21 protein-coding genes and 1 pseudogene are annotated in these 21531 nt (G+C 56.8%); 15 read left to right on the forward strand and 7 right to left on the reverse strand.

Annotated features, from left to right (window positions below):
• Positions 1-41: 41 nt before the first annotated feature.
• Positions 42-770: a LytTR family DNA-binding domain-containing protein gene (locus OXR04_RS19955; protein WP_009088880.1), complete on the reverse strand. Its 729-nt coding sequence runs from the start codon at positions 768-770 to the stop codon at positions 42-44.
• Positions 767-2437: a sensor histidine kinase gene (locus tag OXR04_RS19960; protein WP_276047298.1), complete on the reverse strand. Its 1671-nt coding sequence runs from the start codon at positions 2435-2437 to the stop codon at positions 767-769. Before OXR04_RS19960 ends, OXR04_RS19955 begins: the two co-directional genes overlap by 4 nt.
• Positions 2438-2715: 278 nt before the next feature.
• Between OXR04_RS19960 and OXR04_RS19965 the strand changes: the two genes are divergently transcribed.
• Both OXR04_RS19965 and alaC read left to right on the forward strand, forming a co-directional pair.
• The gene (locus tag OXR04_RS19965; RefSeq protein ID WP_267372644.1) at positions 2716-3240 is read left to right on the forward strand and encodes a GNAT family N-acetyltransferase; all 525 of its coding nucleotides are present in this window, start codon (positions 2716-2718) and stop codon (positions 3238-3240) included.
• A gap of 117 nt (positions 3241-3357) precedes the next feature.
• Positions 3358-4593 carry an alanine transaminase gene (gene alaC, locus OXR04_RS19970; protein ID WP_009088884.1) on the forward strand — a complete coding sequence of 412 codons (1236 nt, stop codon included), beginning with the start codon at positions 3358-3360 and terminating at the stop codon, positions 4591-4593.
• A 51-nt stretch (positions 4594-4644) separates the two neighbouring features.
• Here alaC and ypdK read toward each other — a convergent pair whose 3' ends face one another.
• The 3 genes from ypdK to OXR04_RS19985 all read right to left on the reverse strand — a co-directional run bounded on the left by ypdK (position 4645) and on the right by OXR04_RS19985 (position 7550).
• Positions 4645-4719, reverse strand: a complete 75-nt coding sequence (gene ypdK / locus OXR04_RS21580; protein WP_099257831.1) for a membrane protein YpdK — start codon at positions 4717-4719, stop codon at positions 4645-4647.
• A 201-nt stretch (positions 4720-4920) separates the two neighbouring features.
• A complete protein-coding gene (locus OXR04_RS19980) occupies positions 4921-5949 on the reverse strand; it encodes an HlyD family secretion protein (protein ID WP_267372645.1) in 1029 nt (342 codons plus the stop codon).
• 2 nt (positions 5950-5951) lie between these two features.
• Positions 5952-7550 (reverse strand): MFS transporter, encoded by a 1599-nt coding sequence (locus OXR04_RS19985; RefSeq protein ID WP_267372646.1) that lies wholly within the window; start codon positions 7548-7550, stop codon positions 5952-5954.
• A 149-nt stretch (positions 7551-7699) separates the two neighbouring features.
• Here OXR04_RS19985 and OXR04_RS19990 point away from each other — a divergent pair, with 149 nt between their 5' ends.
• The 5 genes from OXR04_RS19990 to OXR04_RS20010 all read left to right on the forward strand — a co-directional run bounded on the left by OXR04_RS19990 (position 7700) and on the right by OXR04_RS20010 (position 11695).
• The gene (locus tag OXR04_RS19990; RefSeq protein WP_009088889.1) at positions 7700-8485 is read left to right on the forward strand and encodes an IclR family transcriptional regulator; all 786 of its coding nucleotides are present in this window, start codon (positions 7700-7702) and stop codon (positions 8483-8485) included.
• Positions 8486-8492: 7 nt separating this feature from the next.
• The gene (locus OXR04_RS19995) at positions 8493-8945 is read left to right on the forward strand and encodes a universal stress protein (RefSeq protein ID WP_009088890.1); all 453 of its coding nucleotides are present in this window, start codon (positions 8493-8495) and stop codon (positions 8943-8945) included.
• A 9-nt stretch (positions 8946-8954) separates the two neighbouring features.
• Entirely contained in the window at positions 8955-9761 is an 807-nt protein-coding gene (locus OXR04_RS20000) for a hypothetical protein (RefSeq protein WP_267372648.1), read from the forward strand.
• A gap of 266 nt (positions 9762-10027) precedes the next feature.
• Positions 10028-10309 carry a lipoprotein gene (locus tag OXR04_RS20005; RefSeq protein WP_009088892.1) on the forward strand — a complete coding sequence of 94 codons (282 nt, stop codon included), beginning with the start codon at positions 10028-10030 and terminating at the stop codon, positions 10307-10309.
• A 510-nt stretch (positions 10310-10819) separates the two neighbouring features.
• Positions 10820-11695, forward strand: coding sequence for an SMP-30/gluconolactonase/LRE family protein (locus OXR04_RS20010; RefSeq protein WP_267372649.1), 876 nt, complete (start codon positions 10820-10822; stop codon positions 11693-11695).
• Between the two features lie 35 nt (positions 11696-11730).
• On the opposite strand, the gene OXR04_RS20015 is transcribed toward OXR04_RS20010, so the two are convergent.
• A complete protein-coding gene (locus OXR04_RS20015; RefSeq protein WP_033736497.1) occupies positions 11731-12957 on the reverse strand; it encodes an OFA family MFS transporter in 1227 nt (408 codons plus the stop codon).
• A 285-nt stretch (positions 12958-13242) separates the two neighbouring features.
• Here OXR04_RS20015 and OXR04_RS20020 point away from each other — a divergent pair, with 285 nt between their 5' ends.
• A complete protein-coding gene (locus OXR04_RS20020) occupies positions 13243-13476 on the forward strand; it encodes a hypothetical protein (RefSeq protein WP_058958160.1) in 234 nt (77 codons plus the stop codon).
• A 36-nt stretch (positions 13477-13512) separates the two neighbouring features.
• Here the strand turns inward: OXR04_RS20020 and OXR04_RS20025 are convergent, their stop codons facing one another.
• The gene (locus OXR04_RS20025) at positions 13513-14412 is read right to left on the reverse strand and encodes a DMT family transporter (protein WP_167429636.1); all 900 of its coding nucleotides are present in this window, start codon (positions 14410-14412) and stop codon (positions 13513-13515) included.
• 178 nt (positions 14413-14590) lie between these two features.
• On the opposite strand from OXR04_RS20025, the gene OXR04_RS20030 reads away from it, so the two are divergent.
• The 7 genes and pseudogenes from OXR04_RS20030 (at position 14591) to hcp (ending at position 21369) form a co-directional block, all read left to right on the forward strand.
• Positions 14591-15460: an AraC family transcriptional regulator gene (locus OXR04_RS20030; protein WP_267372651.1), complete on the forward strand. Its 870-nt coding sequence runs from the start codon at positions 14591-14593 to the stop codon at positions 15458-15460.
• A gap of 604 nt (positions 15461-16064) precedes the next feature.
• Positions 16065-16562, forward strand: a complete 498-nt coding sequence (gene tssB / locus OXR04_RS20035; RefSeq protein WP_046102420.1) for a type VI secretion system contractile sheath small subunit — start codon at positions 16065-16067, stop codon at positions 16560-16562.
• 33 nt (positions 16563-16595) lie between these two features.
• Positions 16596-17087 (forward strand): annotated as a pseudogene (locus OXR04_RS20040) (type VI secretion system contractile sheath large subunit); the annotation flags it as partial.
• Positions 17088-17137: 50 nt separating this feature from the next.
• Positions 17138-18478, forward strand: a complete 1341-nt coding sequence (gene tssK / locus OXR04_RS20045) for a type VI secretion system baseplate subunit TssK (RefSeq protein ID WP_267372652.1) — start codon at positions 17138-17140, stop codon at positions 18476-18478.
• Positions 18475-19164 (forward strand): type VI secretion system protein TssL, short form, encoded by a 690-nt coding sequence (tssL, locus tag OXR04_RS20050; protein WP_267372653.1) that lies wholly within the window; start codon positions 18475-18477, stop codon positions 19162-19164. Before tssK ends, tssL begins: the two co-directional genes overlap by 4 nt.
• A complete protein-coding gene (locus OXR04_RS20055) occupies positions 19161-20873 on the forward strand; it encodes an OmpA family protein (RefSeq protein ID WP_267372655.1) in 1713 nt (570 codons plus the stop codon). The genes tssL and OXR04_RS20055 overlap by 4 nt, the downstream gene beginning before the upstream one ends.
• A 4-nt stretch (positions 20874-20877) precedes the next feature.
• Positions 20878-21369, forward strand: a complete 492-nt coding sequence (gene hcp, locus OXR04_RS20060) for a type VI secretion system effector Hcp (RefSeq protein WP_046102419.1) — start codon at positions 20878-20880, stop codon at positions 21367-21369.
• Positions 21370-21531: the final 162 nt, after the last annotated feature.

Below are 21531 nucleotides of genomic sequence, written 5' to 3' on the forward strand. Positions count from 1 at the left end.
CCGCTTTACGACTCCCTTCCCGGACACGCTTTTCCCCGGCGTCAGAGCCGCATTAACTGTCGAAACAGCTTGACCTTGCTGCGGCTGACCGGCACCTGAAACTCCAGATCGCGCAGTTTCAGCAGATAGGTATTGTTAAACCAGGGTTCGATTTCGCGAATTTTATTCAGGCTGACGCAGTAAGAGCGATGGCAGCGGAAAAACTGCTGTTCCGGCAGGCGGGAACAGAACTCGGTAATGTTCATCGACATCACATAGGATTCACGCCGGGTGTAGACGAACGTCAGCTTCTCATGTGCCTCAACGTAGTAAATATCATTCACGTCCGTGACGATGATGCGCTCATCTTTGACCAGATTGACCGTCTGCGGGGCGGGTGTGGCACTGAGGTGGCTGACCGCCTGCTGCGCCTGTGCCGTGGCTTCAAGCTTGTTCAGCATGGTGACAATCCGTGATTCCTGATAGGGCTTGAGAATGTAGTCAAACGCCTCCAGCTCAAACGCCTCCACCGCATGCTCTTTCCAGGCGGTAATGAAGACAATCAGCGGCTTGTGGGCAAACTGATGGATGTTCTGCGCCAGCAGCATGCCATCCAGTGAAGGAATGTTGATGTCGAGAAAGATCACATCCACCCGATGCTGTTGCAGATACTTCAGCACGTCGAGGCCATCATCAAAGCAGGCTTCAATTTCGATTTTGCTGTGATGCTGGATCATCCAGCTCAGCTCCTGCTGCGCCAGGAATTCATCTTCCACAATAATGGCTTTCATAACAGATTCTCCGCCAGCCGCTGGCCGTTTTTACTGAGCGTAAAAGAGATTTCCGTGCCCGGCTCATGCCGCACAATGCACAATCCCTGACCCGACAGCAGTTTCACCCGGTGATGCACGTTGAGCAGGCCGATTTTATTGCCGGGCATGTCGTTGCGCGCCACCCGGGCCATCACCTCCTCGCTGATCCCCTTGCCGGTATCCCGCACCGAAATCCGCACCTGGTCGCCCTGATCCCGCACGCTCAGCGTCACCACGCCTTTGCCTTTACAGGGCTGGATACCATGCACAATGGCATTCTCCACCAGCGGCTGAATCAGCAGGCTGGGCAGCAGAAAGTGCAGATCTTCATCGACGTCATAAATCATCGTCAGCTTGTCGCCAAACCGCGCCTGCTCTATGGCGATGTAATCTTTGACCTGCCACAGCTCTTTGCGGATGTCGATCAGCTCATCGTCGTTCAGCTCCAGGTTGTAGCGCAGATAGCGCGACAGGTTAATCACCAGCTGGCGGGCGGTATCGGGATTGAGCCGGATGGAGGAGGAGATCGCGTTCAGGGCATTAAACAGAAAATGGGGATTTATTTTGCTTTGCAGCGCGCGCAGTTCCGCTTTATTGGCCATTTCGCGCAGCTGCTCGGCGCGCGACACCTCCAGCTGCGTAGAGATAATCTGTGACAGACCGATCGCCATCTCTTTCAGCGAGCCGGTAATACGATGCGCACGACGGTAGTAGATTTTCAGCGTGCCGGTGACCTTGCCCTTTTCCCACAGCGGAATCACAATCATGGAGTGAATGTCTTTGGTGCGATGGGCTTCATCATTGTTTTTGATGATAATTTTACCGCTGGCGATCGACTGCGCGGTGGTAGGACTGATACCGTCATCCCCGTGCTGATAGTTATGTTCGCCATAGCCAACATAGGCCAGAATCTGCTTTTTATCGGTCATCGCCACCGCATCGGCTTTGATTTCCCGCCGGATAATGTCACAGATGTTGCGCAGTGAGTCGCTGTTAACCTGACGAAACAGCGGCAGCGTTTTATTGGCGATCTCCAGCGCCAGCTTGGCCTGACGCGCGGCAATCGCCTCTTTTTCCCCTTCAACGCTCTGCACCAGCAACACAATCAGGCCGATGCTGGAGGCGCCGAGGATCATCGGCAGGGCGATTTCGGACACTATCGCCAGGCCGAGCGATGTGGGGCGCGCCCACAAGACAATCAGCACCATCGTCAGGGCTTCACACAGCATCCCGCCGACGATACCGGCACGCCAGCGATGCTCTTTCAGGACCCGCCGGTTAATGCCACCCGCCACAATACCGGCAATGATGCTGGTAATCAGACAGGGAACTGAGGTCACGCCGTGGATATCGATCAGAAAACGGTGCAGGCCGGCGATGATGCCGGTGGCGATACCGACCCAGGGACCAAACAAAATGCCACCCGCCATCACGGCGATCACCCGCACGTTCAGCAGCGACCCATCCACATTGACCCCCGACCAGGTGCTGAACAGGGCAAACAGGGAGAAGATTGCGGTGACCGCTATCTTCTCTGCGCGGGTGTGTTCATCTTTCTGCAGCAGCTGACGAAATGGACGGGTGCGCGTCAGGAAAAACAGGCAGATCAGCATCAGGGCGGCGCGGTCAAAAACGGCCAGCAACATCGTGAAGTGGGAGGGCACAGGCGGCTCGTCGGCAAGGGAAAGTGACCCTATGATAAAAAATGTGATCGCGAACCGCCAGCCTCCTGGTGAATCGTGCCGGGCATTCCTGCTGCAGGTCAATTTTTAAGGGAATGCAGCTAAAAGAGGAAAGCCTGAGCGCAATAAAGGGGAACAGATTTCCCGCCGGTTAACGCTGGTCGCTGGAAGGCCGTTTTGCTATGTTGCGCGCTAACGCGTGCCAGCGATCGCCGGTAAACCGCATCACCCGGGAGCAGCAGATGCAACTTGTCACCACCCGTTTAACCCTCACCCGACTACAGCCAGAAGACTGGCAGCTGTTTCGCGCCGTCCATGAAGATCGCGACACCATGGCCTGGGTGAGTGAAATCCCTGATGAGGCGGATATCCGCCAGCGTTTCACGTCGCGTCTGGCCCCCTGGCAGCCCGGGAGCTTTCATATGCTCTGTCTGGTTGCGCGGCGGCGGGATAACGGGGAGCCGATTGGCCTGTTTGGCTGCAGCCCGGAGTGGGAGCCGCATCGGCAGGCAGAAGTGGGCTACATGCTGCTGCATCGCTACTGCGGTCAGGGATATGGCAGCGAGGCGCTGGCGGCCCTGTGCCAGTTTTTACTGGAGGCTGATTTCCATAAACTTAAGGCGCTGGTGGTAGAAGGTAACTTGGCCTCGCGCCGTATTCTGGAGAAGAACGGTTTTCAGCTGGAGGGGACGCTGCGGGATAATTATCTGCTGAACGGCTGTTGGGTGAACGACTGGCTGCTGGGACGACTGAATCCGCAGCAATAAAAATATTTTCTGCCATGCTCGACAAAATGATCCTCACCACGTTATGTTCATAACGGGTCACCGCAGTGACCCGCGTCGCTCGGACGGTCCGGGCGCTTACGTAATCCAGAGGACACTATGGCTGATAACAGCACACCCCGTCGTTTCTCGCGTATTGAACGTTTACCCCCTTACGTTTTTAATATCACCGCTGAACTGAAGATGGCTGCGCGCCGGCGCGGCGAAGATATCATCGACTTTTCAATGGGCAATCCCGATGGTCCGACCCCACCGCACATCGTCGAAAAGCTCTGCCAGGTGGCACAGCGTGATGACACCCACGGTTACTCGACTTCCCGCGGCATTCCGCGTCTGCGCCGGGCCATTTCCCGCTGGTACGCCGATCGCTATCAGGTCGAAATCGATCCGGAATCGGAGGCGATTGTCACTATCGGTTCTAAAGAGGGGCTGGCGCATCTGATGCTGGCAACGCTGGACCACGGCGACACCGTGCTGGTGCCGAACCCCAGCTATCCGATTCATATCTACGGCGCGGTGATTGCGGGTGCGCAGGTGCGGTCAGTGCCGCTGGTGGCGGGCGTTGACTTCTTCAACGAGCTGGAACGCGCCATCCGCGAGAGTTATCCCAAGCCAAAAATGATGATCCTCGGCTTCCCGTCCAACCCCACCGCCCAGTGTGTGGAACTCGACTTTTTCGAACGGGTCATTGCGCTGGCGAAACAGTACAACGTGCTGGTGATCCACGATCTGGCCTACGCCGACATCGTCTACGACGGCTGGAAAGCGCCGTCAATCATGCAGGTGCCGGGGGCGCGTGATGTCGCCGTGGAATTCTTTACCCTGTCGAAAAGCTACAACATGGCGGGCTGGCGCATTGGTTTCATGGTGGGCAACAAAGAGCTGGTTGCCGCACTGGCGCGTATCAAAAGCTACCACGACTACGGCACGTTCACACCGCTCCAGGTGGCGGCGATTGCTGCGCTGGAGGGCGATCAGCAGTGCGTGCGCGACATCGCCGAGCAGTACAAACGCCGTCGCGATGTGCTGGTGAAAGGTCTGCATGAAGCGGGCTGGATGGTGGAGAATCCGAAAGCGTCCATGTACGTCTGGGCAAAAATTCCGGACCACTATGCGCATCTGGGATCGCTGGAATTTGCCAAACATCTGCTGCAGGAGGCAAAAGTCTGTGTCTCGCCCGGTATCGGATTTGGCGACTACGGTGATACGCACGTGCGTTTTGCGCTGATTGAAAACAGCGATCGCATACGTCAGGCGGTGCGGGGGATAAAAGCGATGTTTCGTGCCGACGGCGTGTTGCCGGGCAGCATGAAACTGCAGGAAGAAGAACGCTGACAGCCAGCAAGGGCGACGTTAACGTCGCCCTCTGGCGGCACTGTCACACCGTTACTTCAGCAGCAGAACGAAGGTTCCGAACCAAAGTAATGCGAAAAAAGAAATTCCCATCAAGGCATATTTCACAAAGCAACTCCTCTGAGCGGTTACGATGATGGCGATCCCAAACCAGTGCAACGCGAACAGATGTGGAAAAGAGAGCGCCATAAGCGGCAGGGTCTTCTCTTGTCCGGGTCGATCTGAATAACTCAGAACAGGATCGAGCGCTAATTTACGCGTAATCCCGCCCAAATGAAATAGGTCCGTTCTGAGATATTGCTCACAATATTACGGTACGTCGATGTCCGGGATCGCAGACATGCCGACACGCAACTGGGCCAGATTGGGTTGGTCACTATCCAGCACAATTTTGACCGGCAAACGCTGAACCACTTTAGTGTAGTTGCCGGTAGCGTTATCGGGAGAGATAGCGGAAAAAGTTGCGCCGGTTGCCGGTGCAATGCTGTCCACATGGCCGGTGAACGTCCTGCCAGGCAGGGCATCTACCTGAATCTGCACCCGCTGACCGGGACGCACATCGCTGAGCTGCGTCTCAAGATAGTTCGCGGTCACGTAGATTTGCTGCAGCGGGACCACCGCCAGCAGACGGGTTCCGGCGGAGACATAGGCGCCTGTCCGCACCGCACGCTGACCGACCATGCCGTCCACCGGGGCGACAATACGCGTGTAGGAGAGATTCAGCCGGGCCTGATCGACGCTGGCCTTCGCGGCAGCCACATCCGCTTCCGCCGACCGCACCGCTGCCTGGAGTACCCCCACCTGTTTAACGGCTGACGCCAGCGCGGCCTGACTCTGGTGAACCGCCGCCAGGGCTGAGCGCTGAGTTGAGCTCGCTTTTTGCTGATCGTCGGCTGCGACGGTGCCGCTCTTGTAGAGGCGGTTGTAGCGTTCCGCGCTCTGACCGGCATACTGTGCTGACGCCTGACTGGCCGCTACGCTGGCTTTTTGTTGATCGATCACGGACTGCTGCTGTTCAAGCTGCGCCTGACTGCTGAGCAGCTTCGCCTGGCTCACCTGCAGGTCAGCGGTGGCGCTCTCCAGCGCCACGCGATAGTCACGATCGTCCAGCGTGGCCAGCAGCTGGCCTGCTTTAACCTGCTGATTATCCTGTACCTGCACGCTGCTGATATAGCCTGAGACTTTCGGCGCCACCAGCGTGTAATCGGCATTGATGTAAGCATCGTTGGTGCGGTGATCGTTGCCGTTCATCAGTGACCAGACGACAAAGGCCATGACCAGCAAAATCACCAGCAGCAGAGTCAGCAGCAGGGTTCTTTTCATTTCAAAAGCACGCATATTCAGTTATTCCGGGAAGGGGGTTGAATCAGAGTCTGCGGCGGCCAGACCCGTTTTGGCAGGATGGCGGTCAGCACCAGCAGGCAGGCGGCAAAGCCTGTCAGCATCAGCCAGCTGTCGCTCAGGCCCAGCACCGTTGCCTGATGCCGCACCAGGGTGGCGAATCCACTCAGATTCGCGCTGGTACTGAGGCTGCCGTCAGGCAACAGCGGCAGGCTGCTGCTGGCCTGAGCGGCAGTCGGGGCGGTCATCAGCCAGCTGCGGCTGGCCGCCTGGTCAATCAGCACGCTGGAGTGAAACTGCTCGCGGTGAGTCAGGAATACTTCAACCAGTGTGGAGGCTGCGATGCTGGAAAAGCCGCGCACCGTATTAAACATCGCCGAGGCAAAGGGGCCTTCGGGTGGCGCCACGACGCTGGTGGCGCTCATCAGAATCGGCAGAATGATCATGGGTTGTCCGAACGCCTGCAGGATCTGCAGCAGCCAGAAATTCTGTCGCGCCCAGTCGCTGGTGATCTGTGTGCCCAGCAGACAGGCAACCACCAGCAGGCCGACGCCCGCTGTCAGCATCCAGCGGCAGTCGACCCGGCGAATATTCAGCAGGGCGGCAATCAGCGGCGCGATCAGCAGCTGCGGCAGGCCGACCGTCAGCGCCAGCGGGGCAAACTCCAGGGTGCGAAATCCGCTGACCTGAGCGAAATAGGCGGAGGGCAGGGCAGAACCTGACAGTCCCAGGATCAGCACGCAGGCCAGGCCCAGCAAGCCATGCGCCAGATTGGGCCGCCGGAGCATCTGCAGCTTAAACAGCGGCAGCGGGTGAAACCACTCGTTAATCAGAAAGACCAGCAGCAGCGGCAGAGCCGTCAGCAGCATCCCGGTAATCAGCGGCGAATTGAGCCAGTCGAGTCGCTCCCCCTGGGTCAGCACCAGCACCAGCAGCGCCACCCCACTGCAGCCGGTCACCATGCCGAACAGATCGATCTGCTGAAAGCGTTCGGGACGCAGTGGGTCCTGCGGGATTCCCCGGCTGATCAACAGCATGGCAATCAGCATGCCGGGCACCACCTGCCAGAAGACCATCATCCAGCTGACGTGATCGGTCCACAACGCGGCGAGCGAGGCCGCCATGTTGGGACCGAACGTGGCGGTCAGGGCATAGCCCGCCAGGCCAAAGAGTTTAAACGGAGGCGGCAGAAAGCGCAGGGCGACCGTCATCAGCATCGGCGGTAATGCGCCACCAAAAAGTCCCTGCAGAACGCGCAGGCTGATAAACAGCGTTGGGTCAGGCACCAGCGGCAGCAGAATGCCGGTCAGCATAAATCCCGCTGACACGCCGAGCGTAAAGCGTCGCAGCGACAGCGTGACGGCAAACCAGGGCGCAATCATCATGGCAGCGACTTCGGCCGCCTGATAACCGGAAATAATCCAGCTACCCTGATCGACACTGATACCGATTGCGGCACGAATATCGGCCAGCGCAATATCACTGACGCGATCGTTCAGTCCGGAGGTCAGGGCGGCGATCAGGACACCGACTAAACCCAGCGCCAGACGCAGCGTAAAAGGGTGGGGGGCCGGCACAGCGGCGGACCTGGCGTTCATAGCAGGCGATCTCGTTATTATGATGCAGTGTATTGCGATGTGATACAGCCGGTAATATTACATCCCGGTATGCTGTATTGCAATGTGGTACAGGCTGTAAAAAGTGCGGCAATCGGGTTACAGTAAGGCAGCTCAAACAGGACGACGCTATGGCACATCACCCCTCCAGCCGCGAGGATGAAAAAACGGGCGGTATACAGGTCATCGCCCGTGCGGCAAAAATTCTTAATGCGCTGGGCCAGCAGCCGGGCGGCATGAGCCTCGGCGAGATCGCGCAGGCGGTCGAACTGCCGCGTTCAACGGTGCAGCGGATTGTCGCCGCGCTCGACAGCGCAGAGCTGGTGCGCAGCAGCGGGGCGGGCGGACTGCGGCTGGGGCCGGCACTGCTGAAACTCATCTCCAGCGTCCATACCGATGTCGTAGATCTGGTCAGCCCGCTGCTGGAAAAACTCTCCTCCGATACCAACGAAACCGTCTCACTGGCACGCGCCAGCGGCAGCCAGCTGGCGATTGTTCATCACGTGGTGGCATCGCGTGAGCTTCGTGTCGTTCCGCATATGGGGCTTAATCTGCCGCTTTACAGCACATCCGGGGGGCGGGCACTGCTGGCGCTCGAGTGTGACAAAGATGTGCGAACCATTGTCGGCGATGACTGGCAGGAGTTAACGGATATGACCGTGAAAACCCTGCCGCAGCTGCTGCAGCTGCTCGGGGAGGTTCGCGAAACCGGCATTGCCGTGGATCGGGGCGAAACGCTGGAAGGCGTCTCTACCATGGCGTTTGCGCTGGATACGCTGTTTGGTCGTTTTTCTGTCTCTTTGCTGGTGCCCTCTGCACGTTTTCTGCGACACGAAGCCCGCTTTCGTGACGAGATGCTGAAGTGTAAAGAGGCACTGGTACGTGAAATCGGCAAAGTTGCCGCGATAGAAGGATAAGCATCTGATGAAAACCCTGCTGATGGCCATTGATCACTCTCCGGTAGCGGAGAAAGTGGTCGCCTTAACCATTGAAGAAGCGCTGGCACATCGCGCGGAAGTGGTGGTGCTGTGCTGTATAGATCCTGCCTACTCCGCCTGCAATCAGCCGATGGAAATCGACGCGGGTGAAGATCCGGCCGATTTTGTGGCCGCGCAGGATGAGCAGAACACTGCGGAGCTGGTGGTGCGCCATGCGCTGGCACCGCTGCTGCGCGCCGGCATTACGGCCCGAGGCATGATTCTGGCCGGTGACGCGGCAGAGTCTATCGTTGCCCAGTCGCAGCAGCTCAAGGCCAGCATGATCATTATGGGGCGTCGCCATCTCTCCTCTTTTAACCGGTTATTGAAAGGCTCCGTCAGCGCGTCGGTCATTGAACGTGCGCACTGTCCGGTGCTGATCGATGTGCGTAAGGATTAATCCCGCCGCATGAATGGGCTGCTTTTTATTACGCTGGCGGCGTTTGCGCTGCTGGCGCTGATCATTATTGTTCTGATCAAAACGACCCGGCTGCGTTTGTGGCAGGGGCTGGTTCTCTTTCTGCTGCCGCTGATACTGGCGAATCTGGTCTGGTTCAGCTGGGTCGCCCCGCATCGGTTGCAGGCCAGCCAGCATGAGCAGGCGGTGAAGCAGCTGGCAACAATGCCGGGCTTCCGGGTGCTGCAGACGCAGGAACCGGCGCTGTGGCTGCTGCTGACCCAGGAGCTGACCCGCCGCATCCGGGCCGGAGAACCGGCTGAGCAGGCGACGGGCGAACTGCGCGGCTGGCTGATCGAGGTGATTAATCAGCGGCTGATGCGCGGAACGGATCAGGCGGTTGTTAACTATATCCGCGTCTCAGTCGAAGAGATGAAGGCGCTGAACAGACTCGATCCGGGCCTCTGCTTCCGTTATCTCTATCCGCAGGTGAGCGGAGGCATCAATTTGCTGACCACGCTGCCACCTTCCCTGAATCGCAAGGAGGCGGATGCGATGGAACAGCTGCTGCTGAACAGTCCTCCGCCCGATCAGCTACTGGATAAGCCGCTGGCACAGGCGGATCTGCAGAACATCGTCGGTCGCCTCTATCAGCAGTGGGGCGAAAAGCTGCAGCAGCTGAATATGCCTGCCGACACGGCGGTAGACCGTTCATCGCTGTGTGCCATGTCTATCGATCTCTACAGTTCCATTCTGGCATTACCTGACAAGCGCGCCGCTAATCTGTTACGTAGAATGATTGCCCTGACCGGTCAGTAACGGATGGCCGGAAGCGGGCAAAAAAAAGCCCGCTAAGCGCGGGCAGGGAAGAGAGGAACAGATTCTTATTTTTGGCATTTCCTGGTGTGGTGCAGTCTTTCGTTGGGTCTGACTGCATCCTGTCATGTCTGGTACGATAGCGATAGCCGTTTAATCGTATCGCATTAATTGGCAAAATCTTCTAAGGTTTCGATTTTTCGCGCATTAATCCTATGGATGCGTGACAGGCCGCGTCATACACTGCGCGGCAAAGTGAGGACAACGAAATGAAAAAATTAATTACCGGCGCACTGGCGCTTATTCTGCTGAGTGGATGTACCTCCAGCAAACCTGGGGCATTTGAACGTGTTGACGAAGATCCCAGCTCAAATACCGTTCAGTATCGGTTTGACCCGCTGAAGGTCAATCGTGATGCGATGGATATTGACCTGGCGAATTACTGCAGCAACAAAGGATTTGATAAAGTGGAGGCGCTGCCGGCACAGGAAAGTCATATTCCGGGGCTGAAGAAAGCGTGGTTCCAGTGTAATTACGCCATAAAAAGCTAAATAAAAAAGGGCGGGATAATTATCCCGCCCTGACGATTTTATATTTTTATTTTATGCTGTGTGACATCTTTGCCCGTTAATGGCGATGGTGACCGCCATGATACCCTCCGTGATGACCTCCGTAATAGCCTCCGTGATACCCGCCACCTCCATGGTGCCAGCCGTTGTCGTGCCTCGGGCTGATGATACAACCGCTTAATAAGGTCATCAGCGTTACCACCGAAGCGACTTTAATTAATCTCTTCATCGGAAGCGTCTCCTCTTTTCCAATGACTATGACATTACGACGGAAAAGTGGAGTGAGAATGCAGGCTTTGTAGAGTTATTTAAACAGATATGACGGAATATTTCAGCGCGGTCTTTTCTGCGGCGGCTGAAAATAAAGAAATCAGAATGGGCTGAATAATAAACACTATCAGAGAGAATCTTCTTAAAATCAAGCGAAAATAATTCTCATATGACCGTTTTTATCACTACATTATTAGCAGGTCAGTTTAACGGGAGAAAAACATGGCACATGAAGTAAGACATATTCTGGCATTACAGGCTGAGCTGGGCGAATGTCCGCTCTGGTCAGTGGAAGAACAGGTGTTGTGGAGTGTCGATATTCTGGCACCGGCGATTCACCGTTTCGACCCGGCCAGCGGTGAACTGCAGACTTTTCCGCAGGCGGAAGAGGTAGGCTGCATTGGTCTGCGCGAGCAGGGTGGACTGATCGCCGCCTTGCGTAACGGTGTCTGGCTGCTGGACGCACAGGGCCGGCCTGAGAAAAAGATTGCCGAAAATCCGGGTGACGCGCCGTTAAGCCGGTTCAATGATGGACGCGTCGATCCCTGGGGCAATTTCTGGTGTGGCAGCCTGTGGGAGCCGCAGGATAAAAATGGCGGCCTGCTTTGCCGCGTCACGCCCGACCTGACGCTGGAGGTGAAAGCGCGCGACATCAAAATCTCTAACGGGCTGGCTTTCTCCCCCGATCGGCGCTGGATGTATCACAGTGACACGCCGAACGAGACCCTCTATCGCTATCCTTTAGATGAGCAGGGGGAACCGGGCGAGCGTACGGTATTCCGGCGCTTCAATGCGAAAGGGGGACTACCGGATGGTGCTGCGGTGGATAGCGAAGGATTTTACTGGTCAGCCCAGTTCGATGGCGGACGTGTGGTGCGTATCGACCCGCAGAGCAGTGAAATCGTCGATGAGATCCTGCTGCCGGTGAAGTGGCCAACCATGGTGGCCTTTGGCGGCGCCGACCTTAAAACGCTGTTTATCACCAGCTCACGGGAAGATCGAACGGAGGAGGAGCTGGCGCGCTATCCCCTGTCGGGCGATCTCTTTGCTGTGGACGTGGCCGTGGCGGGTGTGGCAGAGCCGCGTTTCCGCGGCTGAGGATGATTGGGCCGTGGCAACACGGCCCGACAGGATCAGTGGCGCTGCAATACCGGTGCTGGCGCAACCGTACGCTGTGGCAGACGGATAGTGAGTGACAGGAACAGGGAGATGACCAGCAGCGTCATAATCAGGCTGAATGTCACCGTGAAACCGCCAAACAGTGAGGCAACCAGTGAGCCCAGTACGCTGCCGATGCCAAAGCCGAGATAGAGCAGGCCATAGTTTTTGGTCAGGTTATTAAGGCCGAAGAAGTCACTGACCAGCGAAGGAAATACCGTGATGGTTCCGCCAAAGCTGAAGGCCACACAGGCGAGTGACAGGAAGAAAGTGCTCTCATTCATCCGGGTGAAAAGCAGCACGCTCATCCCGATCAGCGACACGATCTGCGCCAGCGAAATCACCCGGATGCGCATCATCCGGTCGGACAGCACGCCCAGCACCAGACGACCGCTCAGGTTAGCGATGGCGATCACGGTGACGGCACTGGCGGCAGTCTGGGTGGTCAGATGCACCAGGCCTTCACCGATGTCTTTAGCCACCCCGATAACATAGAGACCACTCATGCAGGCGGTCAGGAACATCAGCGCCAGCATCCAGTACTGCGGCATACGCACCGATTGTGCCAGCGTATAATCACGCGCCTGTTGCTGACCTCGCTGGCTGCTGCTGTTTTCCTGCAGAGGCGCATCGCGCATCAGCAAAGCCCCCAGGATAATCATCGACATGGCCAGCACGCCCCAGATCATAAAGGTCTGCTCCAGACCTACCGAAGCCAGCAGAGCGCCGCAGATGAACTTGAATCCCAGACTGCCCAGGCCATATGCGCCAATGGCACAGGCAGAGATCATCCCTTTGCGTTCCGGGAACCACTTCACGCAGTTTGACAGGGTCATCAGGTAACCCGCCCCATCGGCCAGACCCACCAGCAACCCGGCGCTGAAATAGAGCATCATCAGGTTATCAGCCTGCGCGGTCAGCCAGAAGCCGACCGCCATTAGCACACCGGCTCCGATCGTGACGCGGCGCACGCCAAAACGTTCCTGTAATTTACCGGCCAGTGACGAGGCAATTGCCAGCCCCAGACTCAGCAGGCCAAACGAAAAAGCCACCTGACTGATCGGTGCATTCAGCTTGTGGGAGAGCTGGCCGTTGAAAAGACTCCATGTGTAGACTGACCCCAGCGCGAACTGAGTGATTACGGTGCCGAACAATGTAAGCCAGCGGGAACGCTGGTATGAAGCCTGCTGCGTCTGGTTCATCATTTATCTCTCCCGTCCGGGAATCTGGAAACTGCGGTCAGAATAAAGCAGTAACGCGCGCGCAGGCGTAGCAAACGCATGAACGGAACGGATCAGGGAATGAAATGCCATCCAGCGGGTATGAATGGCATTGTGCACTCTCTGTGAGGTCGCGCTGAAGGTAACCAAAGCGGCAACCTGATGAGTAAGCGTAATGAGCGGTAAGATAATGTTTCACACTGCTGTTTCTGTAAGCAGGTTTCCGGATCTTTTGCCAGGATAGGGGTTCACTCAACAGGAGGAAATATGAAAGACCGGACATATGAATCCACTACCAGTGAAGACGAAGTCTGCTGCATCATCGGTCAGGCCGTGGTTGAACTCAGTACAGAACAGCAGCCTGTGACGAAATCGACGCTGGCACTCAAGCTGCTGTCGATGGCTGACCGTGACAGTGACGATGAGCGTGTTCTGCTCTACTGGATTGCGCGCAAAGCGATCAATCAGCCGCAGCAACTCCTCCCGCAGTCGTGGGCATAACAGTCAGCCCATGCGGGCGCTACGCCCGCATCTCTGTCAGACGGTCGCCCGGCTAACGCTGAGCGGCCAGCGGGCAAACATCACGACATTGCCCAGCAAAATCATGACAAGGCCAGGGATGGCACTGGCGTGCCACTCATATCCCTCATAGCGGGTTGACAGTGCCAGCGCGACCAGCGGAAACAGCACCGTCGTGTAGGCCGCCCGGCTGGCACCGATGCGACCCACCAGCGTAAAGTAGGCACCAAACCCCATCACCGATCCCACAATCGCCAGATAGCTTACCGCGCCTGTCCATTGCGCGTTCCACGTCGGCTGCAGTGAAACCCCCTGAAGCAGTGAAACCAGCGCCATCATTAACGCGCCGTACAACATGCCATAGCTGTTGGTGGTCAGCACGTCACGATGCAGACGCTGATGCCGCTGACTGATCATATTGCCGAATGAGAATCCCAGCGTGCCCAGCGCACTTAATCCAATGCCCCATAGCAGGCCCGCAGAGGTCTCTGTGTTGCGCAGATCGTGCCAGAACAGCGCCACAATGCCTGCCATCCCCAGTACCATAGCCGGGAGCAGTCGCGCGGAAGGGCGCTGACGGAAAAATATCCAGCTGTTAATGGCGTTATAGATCACCGCCATGGAGAAGATGACCGACTCCAGACCACTGCTGATATATCCCGAAGCGTAATAGAAACAGACAAAATTGAAGCCAAACACACAGCAGCCCTGCAGCAGACAGAAGAGATGATCGCGCAGGGTCAGCTTATCCAGCCGCTTCATCAGCTTAAGCAGAAGCAGCATCACCACCGAGGCCAGTAAAAAACGCCAGAAAACCGCGACGGTCACCGCGCTGGCGCCCGCAGACTGTTGCGCATAAATCGCAATCCAGGTTGTGCCCCAGATCACCACTACAGAAAGATATAAAAACAGGTTCATGGCCTGAATCTCCACGTTAAAACACGGAGTCTGCACCGGTACGGCAACCAGGTCTTACAGCGGATTGCGCGGAGTTTGCAAAATCTTGCGCATTTTTCTGTGTCGTCCCGATGTGACCTGTTTTCTGTCCCGCGTTGTCCGTAAACTGGCACTCTGTTCAACCTGAAACGCGACCCCGATGCCTGTTTATCAGACTTTTGAAATGCTGCAGCGCCAGAAAGCACAACTGCGTGATCAGGTGCAGCTTCACAGCGGCATTCAGCTGGCCGCCTGGTTTAACAGTGGCGATCGTGTCACCAACTTCAGCGATCACCACACGCTGAGCCTCTATGTCGCGGGGGGATATGACACCTGGCACAAAACTGCGCATGGCTGGCGCAACGGTGGGGCACCGGATCGCTTCTGTCTGATGCCTGCCGGCACCAAGTCGACCTGGGACCTGCGGGCCGATCTCGCCTTTGTCCATCTCTACTGCAGTGAGACGCAGCTGCGACAACTGGCTGAGCGGGTATGGGATCGCAGCCCGGCACAGTTAACCCTGCATGAGAAAATCTTTTCTGCTGACGACCGTATCACGCAGCTTTACCGACACTTTCTGCTGAGCTGCGACTGGCAGCAGCCTGCCAGTCAGGTGATGCTGAGCAGCGCCTCCACCTTACTGCTGACCCACCTGTTGCAGCACTACAGCGACGTGCAGTGGCAGCTGCCTCAGGTGCGGGGCGGCCTGGCACCGGCGGTGTTACGGCGGGTGCTGGACTTTATTGAAACCCATCTCGACCAGCCTTTAACCCTGGCGGTGCTGGCACAGGAAGCGGCGCTCAGCGAGTTTCACTTTGCCCGCATGTTCCGGCACACCACCGGCGCAGCGCCACACCAGTTTGTGATGCAGCGTCGGATGGCACGCGCACACGCTTTGCTGGCACGTCCCGATCTGACACTGACTGAAATTGCCTTTCAGTGTGGTTTTCACTCTTCCGCGCATTTCAGCCATCGGTTCCGCCAGGTTTATGGCATGACGCCCTCCGCCTGCCGTCGGGCGCAGAGCTGAAGGCGGTTTTAAAAACGTTTTAAATGATCTCCGGCCACATATTAAAGAGTGCGTGAATCGGTATCTTCTGGTGGCGAAAACCACCGCGCTGGCTGGGTGTGAGGGAGGGTTTAAATCTATTCTCACCAGCGGTTCCTGCAATTATTGCATTAAATCAGGCACGCTTTGTCTTAATAAAAATTCGATGTCATTCTGGACATCTTTCTTAGGAATATTCCACAGTTTCTCCTGTCAGCCCGCGTTATAAAGTCCGACGTTTCTTTCCGCTTTTATATCTTCTGTTCCAGAATGCTCCTTCAGTCAGTCAATGACTCTTTTTGGTGTAGCTGTATTGATGCAAATCAATGCCATAACCATTTACGAGCAATTTTTCGTTCGTTTTCACTGCAGCGACATAAATGTTTATTTAATTGCTCACTTCTGGCTCAAATCGCTGGTATGGCGACAATCACCGCTATTAAAATTCAGCAGAAAATTCTTAATATGTTTAGTAAATAGCGTAATGATCTTAATATTTGATCTTATCTCGATCATTATTCTATTATCGTGCGTCTATAGCTTTAGTCTGAAAAATCCATGTAGCGATAATCTGAGGGATGATGAGATGTCGGATAGTTTCCAGAGTGAAGTGCCGAAGGCACGTATTAATTTGAAACTCGATTTGCATACGGGGGGCGCAAGCAAGAAAACGGAACTCCCCCTTAAATTACTGGTGGCGGGTGACTTCAGTCATGGTCAGGAATCTGCACCCCTGTCTGAGCGTAAGAAAGTTAATCTCAACAAAAATAACTTTGACTCAGTGCTTTCCGAATATTCCCCAAACGTCAATCTGACCGTTAAAAACACACTTGCCGGTGATGGCAGTGAGGAAAATATCACGCTGACATTCCAGAGCATGAAGGATTTCACCCCGGAACAGGTTTCACGGCAAATACCCCAGCTGAAAGCCATGCTTTCCATGCGCAATTTACTTCGCGATTTAAAAGCCAACCTGCTGGACAACCAGGCATTCCGAAAAGAGCTGGAAAAGATTCTGCTCGATCCGGCATTGAGCGCAGAACTCAGAGCCGAACTTTCCGCCCTGGCCCCGAAACAGCCATAACGATCACGATGCTTTAACGGATTAATAAGGAAGATGCTGATGTCTGTAAAAAATGAGAATGCCGCGGGTGGCGAGAGTGTCGTGCTGGAACGTCCTGCTGCCGGTGGGGTATATGCCTCTCTGTTTGAAAAAATCAACCTGAACCCGGTGTCTGAACTGAGTGCGCTGGACATCTGGCAGGACGCGCAGGCGATGTCAGATGCGACCGCGGATGAGCGTCTGACTGCCGGGATGCAGGTGTTTCTGGAATGCCTGACAAAATCGGGCTCAAAAGTCGAAAAGCTCGACAAAAACCTGATTGACCACCATATCGCAGAACTGGACTATCAGATCAGCCGCCAGCTTGATGCCGTGATGCATAGCGAAGAATTCCAGGCAGTGGAAAGCCTGTGGCGCGGCGTGAAATCCCTGGTTGATAAAACCGATTTCCGTCAGAACGTGAAGGTCGAACTGCTGGATATGTCAAAAGAAGAGCTGCGTCAGGACTTCGAAGACAGCCCGGAAATCATCCAGAGCGGGTTGTATATGGTTTCTCAGATGCCTAAGGCCAAATCGTAAGCTAAGGCAGGAAGCCAATGAAAACGGAACAGCCGTTATGGGGCCGGGGGCAGATGATCTCACCCCAGCATTTCCAGCAGCAGGCCGCGTATGCGGCCTGGTCAGCGGAATGCATCGCCCGACTGGGGCTCTCCCATCCCTGGGGGGTGATTGAGGCAACTTTTGAACCTGACGCATTAAAACTGGGCCGCCTGCAGGCCAGTCATCTGCACATCCGCTTTCCCGACGGCACGCTGGTCGACACGAATAGGGGCGATGACCTGCCACCGGTGCTGGCGCTTGAAGGGGAATCCCGGGATGTCGGGGTGGTTCTGGCGCTTCCGCTGATGCGGGCAAACGGGGGCAACTGTCTTAAGCCTGATGAGGTAGCCGATCGCCCGGTTCGTTATCGTCAGTGCTGGCGGGATGTTCGCAACCTCTTTGGGGAAGATACCCGTCAGATTACGGTGATGCAGCCCGCGCTGACGCTGCGTTTTGCTCATCAGAACAACAGTGATTACCTGACCTGCCCGGTCGCCCGTCTGCAGCAGGATTCGCAGGGCCGCTGGACACGCGATGATGCATGGCTGCCCCCGTTGCTCGCTCTGCAGGGCAGCCGCTGGCTGGTGAATCAGCTGGAGCAGCTGATGACACAGCTCCGCGCCCGTCTGAGTCGCCTGATGGCGATGCGCCGGGAAAGTAACGAGCGCATGGCGGATTTTGCCGTAGCCGACGTGTCACTCTTCTGGCTGCTCAATGCCCTGAACAGTGCCGAGCCGGTACTGGGTCAGTTTCAGCGCCACCCGCAAAGCCCGCCGGAGCGTCTGTACCCGGAACTGGCACGGCTGGCGGGCAGCCTGCTGACCTTCTCGCTGGAGCATCAGGTGAGCGCGATTCCGATCTGGCAGCATGAGCAACTGAATCACGTATTCCCGCCGTTGTTTGATTTGCTGAGTGATCTGCTGGAAGCCAGCCTGCCGTCACGGGTGGTGGCAATTGAGCTTGAACAGGATCCCCGGCTTCACGTCTGGCAGGCTCGTCTGCATGACCCACGTCTGCGTGAAGGGGCAGATTACTACCTCTCCGTGCGTTCACCGATACCGGTGGCACAACTGCAGGAGCAGTTCCCGCGCCAGTGTAAGGTCGGCACGCCTGATCATGTCAGAAGTATCGTCAATTCTTCGCGGGTAGGTATTCCTCTGACGCCATTGCGTCATGTGCCAGCCGCCATTCCGCTGCGCCTGGAAAATCAGTATTTCAGCCTTGATGTTTCTCATCCTCTGGCCACTGAAATGCTTCAGAGCGGTACCTGTATGTTTTACGTGCCGGGCATGCTCGGCGAGCCTGAACTTGAACTCTTTGCGGTACTGAGAACATGAGTAAGCCTGAACGCGGTGTTGCCACATCTATCGATATTGATGCTCTCCTGCAGAATACCTGGCTACAGGTGATTAGCCTGCGTTACGGCCCGATATTTCAGGAGGGAGAAGGGCGCATGTTATGGGAGCACTGCATTGCGGATGTCGAACGGGTCCAGCGCGAACTTAAAGCGAGCGACCTCGATGAAGCCAGCTGTCAGCATATTCTCACGGCACAGTGTGCGCTGCTTGATGAGGCGGTCAAAGGTCGCGGTGTGGAGGATGATGCCTGTGTGCAGTGGTATGGCATTCCCCTGCAGGGGTACTTCCTTGGCACCATGGACGCGGGTGACACGCTGTGCGATCGGATGCGCGCAGTGCTGCGTGACCCATCGCCCGATCGGGCCGTCCTGACCTGCTTCCAGCGGGTCATGATGCTGGGATTCCTGGGCAGCTTTCGTGCTCTGAACGATCCGGAGCGTCAGAAACTTGTCAGCGCACTGAGTGAGCGGGTCTCACCGTTCAGCTATCCCAATACGCTTCCGGTTCTGGCAGAAAGTGGTGCCGGACGGGGGATGGGGCGCTGGCTGGACTCGTGGCCCGTGCGTATCGGCCTGAGCGTCGTGGTGGTAGCCGCACTCTGGTGGGGGCTGGATCACTGGCTGGATCAGATGCTGCAGAGCCTGTTACCGGGAGCCGTGAAATGAGTCCTGCACAACAGCGCGCGCTTGTACTGTGGGCCGCCCTGCTGAGTGCCGTGGTCTGCCTGAATTTCCTGCCGGTATCCCGACTGGTTTCTGTGCTCCTTCTGCTTATCGTTCTGGGGGGTATCCTGGCGTTCCGGACGGTCGCCAGTCGTCGTGCGGAGCATGACGTTACCCTGCGTCTGGATGACCTCCCGGAAGCTTCCTGGCGTCAGCCTGTGGTGCTGTTCTGTGGCGATCTGCCGCTGACATGTCGACAGCCGTCACCGGTGTTCACTGGCACGCAGGGATGCTGGATCCGCGTGACGGATCATCAGGATCTGGTTCAGGTCGCTCAACAGGTTCTGTCGCTGCGGCCTGACTGGGGTCGCCAGCTATCGGTGATGGTCAGCGTCTGTCCGCAGAAACATGCCGACAGCGAAGCGCTGACCCGTCGTCTGCTGGCCCTGCGCTGGCAAATCAGCCAGTTGCGTAAAAAAACGGGTCATTGTGTGCCACTGGTTCTGAAGGGGCAGATTGGCAGCGCGATGACGGATGATCTGCTCTGGCAGGCGGCTATTCCGGGTGAAGGCGTGAGGGTCTGGCGGGCGTCTTCAGCGCCGGGTTCAATCGCTGAATGGATCACCACCGGTGGGTCGCCAGCGATGCAGCAGCAGGTGCTGATAAACAGCCTGATGGCGTGGTTTCAGCAGCATGTCACTGCGCGCTTTATGGATGAGAATCCCGATGTTCCGGTCATCGCACCTGTTGCGGTGTTGTGGGGAATGGGACCGATCCTTGCCGGCAGTCTGGCCACATCTGCCTGGACTGCATGGCTAGCCCGTCACACTGCGATCCAGCAGGTTGCGGGCTGGCAGCCGGTGGGAACGGACAGTACGGTGGTTGCCCCCTTCCCGGATTTTATTCTGCCGCTGCTCCCTGAAGGACGGGGCCTGACGCCACGTGGGCGAGCCTGGCGTTGTGCGCTCGGGATTTTCACACTGGCCGCCGTTGCTGCCCTGCTCAGCAGTAGCTGGAACAATCGCCAGCTGCTGCAGCGTGTGAGCTTCGATATTGCCCGCTATGACCGTATCCCGATGCAGGATTTCGACCCCAAAGTCGATGCCGTGGCTGTCCTGCGTGACGATGCGGCAGAGCTGGATGACCAGACGCGCAATGGCGTACCGGCTCGGATGAGCCTGGGTCTCTATCAGGGAGAGCGTTTGCGAATGCCGGTTCTGGAGGCGATCCGTTCGTATGTGCCGCCACCGCCGCCGCCTGAACCGCAGCCGAAACCTGAACCGGTACCCAAAATTTTCCGTCTCGACAGCATGTCGCTGTTTGATTCCGGCAAATCTGCGCTGAAAGCGGGCTCCACCAGAATGCTGGTGAACTCACTGGTCGGCATCAAAGCGAAGCCGGGCTGGCTGATTATCGTGTCCGGCCATACAGACAACACCGGTAACCCAAAACTGAATCAGACGCTGTCACTCGAGCGTGCCGCAGCGGTACGCGACTGGATGCGTGACACCGGTGACGTACCGGAAAGCTGTTTTGCGGTGCAGGGCTATGGCGCAAGCCGTCCGATCGCTACCAATGACACCCCGGAGGGGCGTGCGCTCAACCGCCGTGTCGAAATCAGTCTGGTACCGCAGGCCAGTGCCTGTCAGATACCGGGCCACACCCTGGCGTCATCGCAGGATGATGACGCATCACTACACAATGGAGAGTAATTTCATGGCAATTCCTGTTTATCTCTGGCTGAAAGACGACGGCGGCGCGGACATCAAAGGGTCCGTGGACGTTCAGGATCGAGACGGCAGCATCGAAGTGGTGGCACAGCAGCATAACCTCTACATCCCGACCGACAATAACACCGGCAAGCTGACCGGCACCCGTATTCACACCCCGTTCCTGTTTACCAAGGAGATCGACTCCTCCAGCCCCTACCTGTACAAGGCAGTGACCACCGGGCAGACCCTCAAGTCTGCTGAATTCAAATGGTACAGGATCAACGACGCGGGCCAGGAAGTGGAGTACTTCAACACCAGACTGGAAAACGTGAAGGTGGTGAAAGTGAACCCGGTGATGCACGACATCAAAAATCCGGCTTTCGAGAAGCATAATCATCTTGAGCAGATTGAACTGCGCTACGAAAAAATCACCTGGACATACAAAGACGGCAACATCATTCATTCCGACTCCTGGAACGAACGCGCCACCGCATAAGTCACGAGCGGGCAGAGCTTCTCTGTCCGCTCTTTTTGCTGAGCGTCTGCCTGTGCGGGCGCTCAGCAAAAAACATCACATCCCGGAAACAGACCTCATGGGCCTCGGTAACGGCCAGGGGCGGTAGCGTGCCTGAACGGTCCTCAACAGTGAGCAAGCAAA

The organism is Pantoea sp. GM_Pan_3 (assembly GCF_026541045.1).
GTDB lineage: Bacteria > Pseudomonadota > Gammaproteobacteria > Enterobacterales > Enterobacteriaceae > Pantoea > Pantoea anthophila.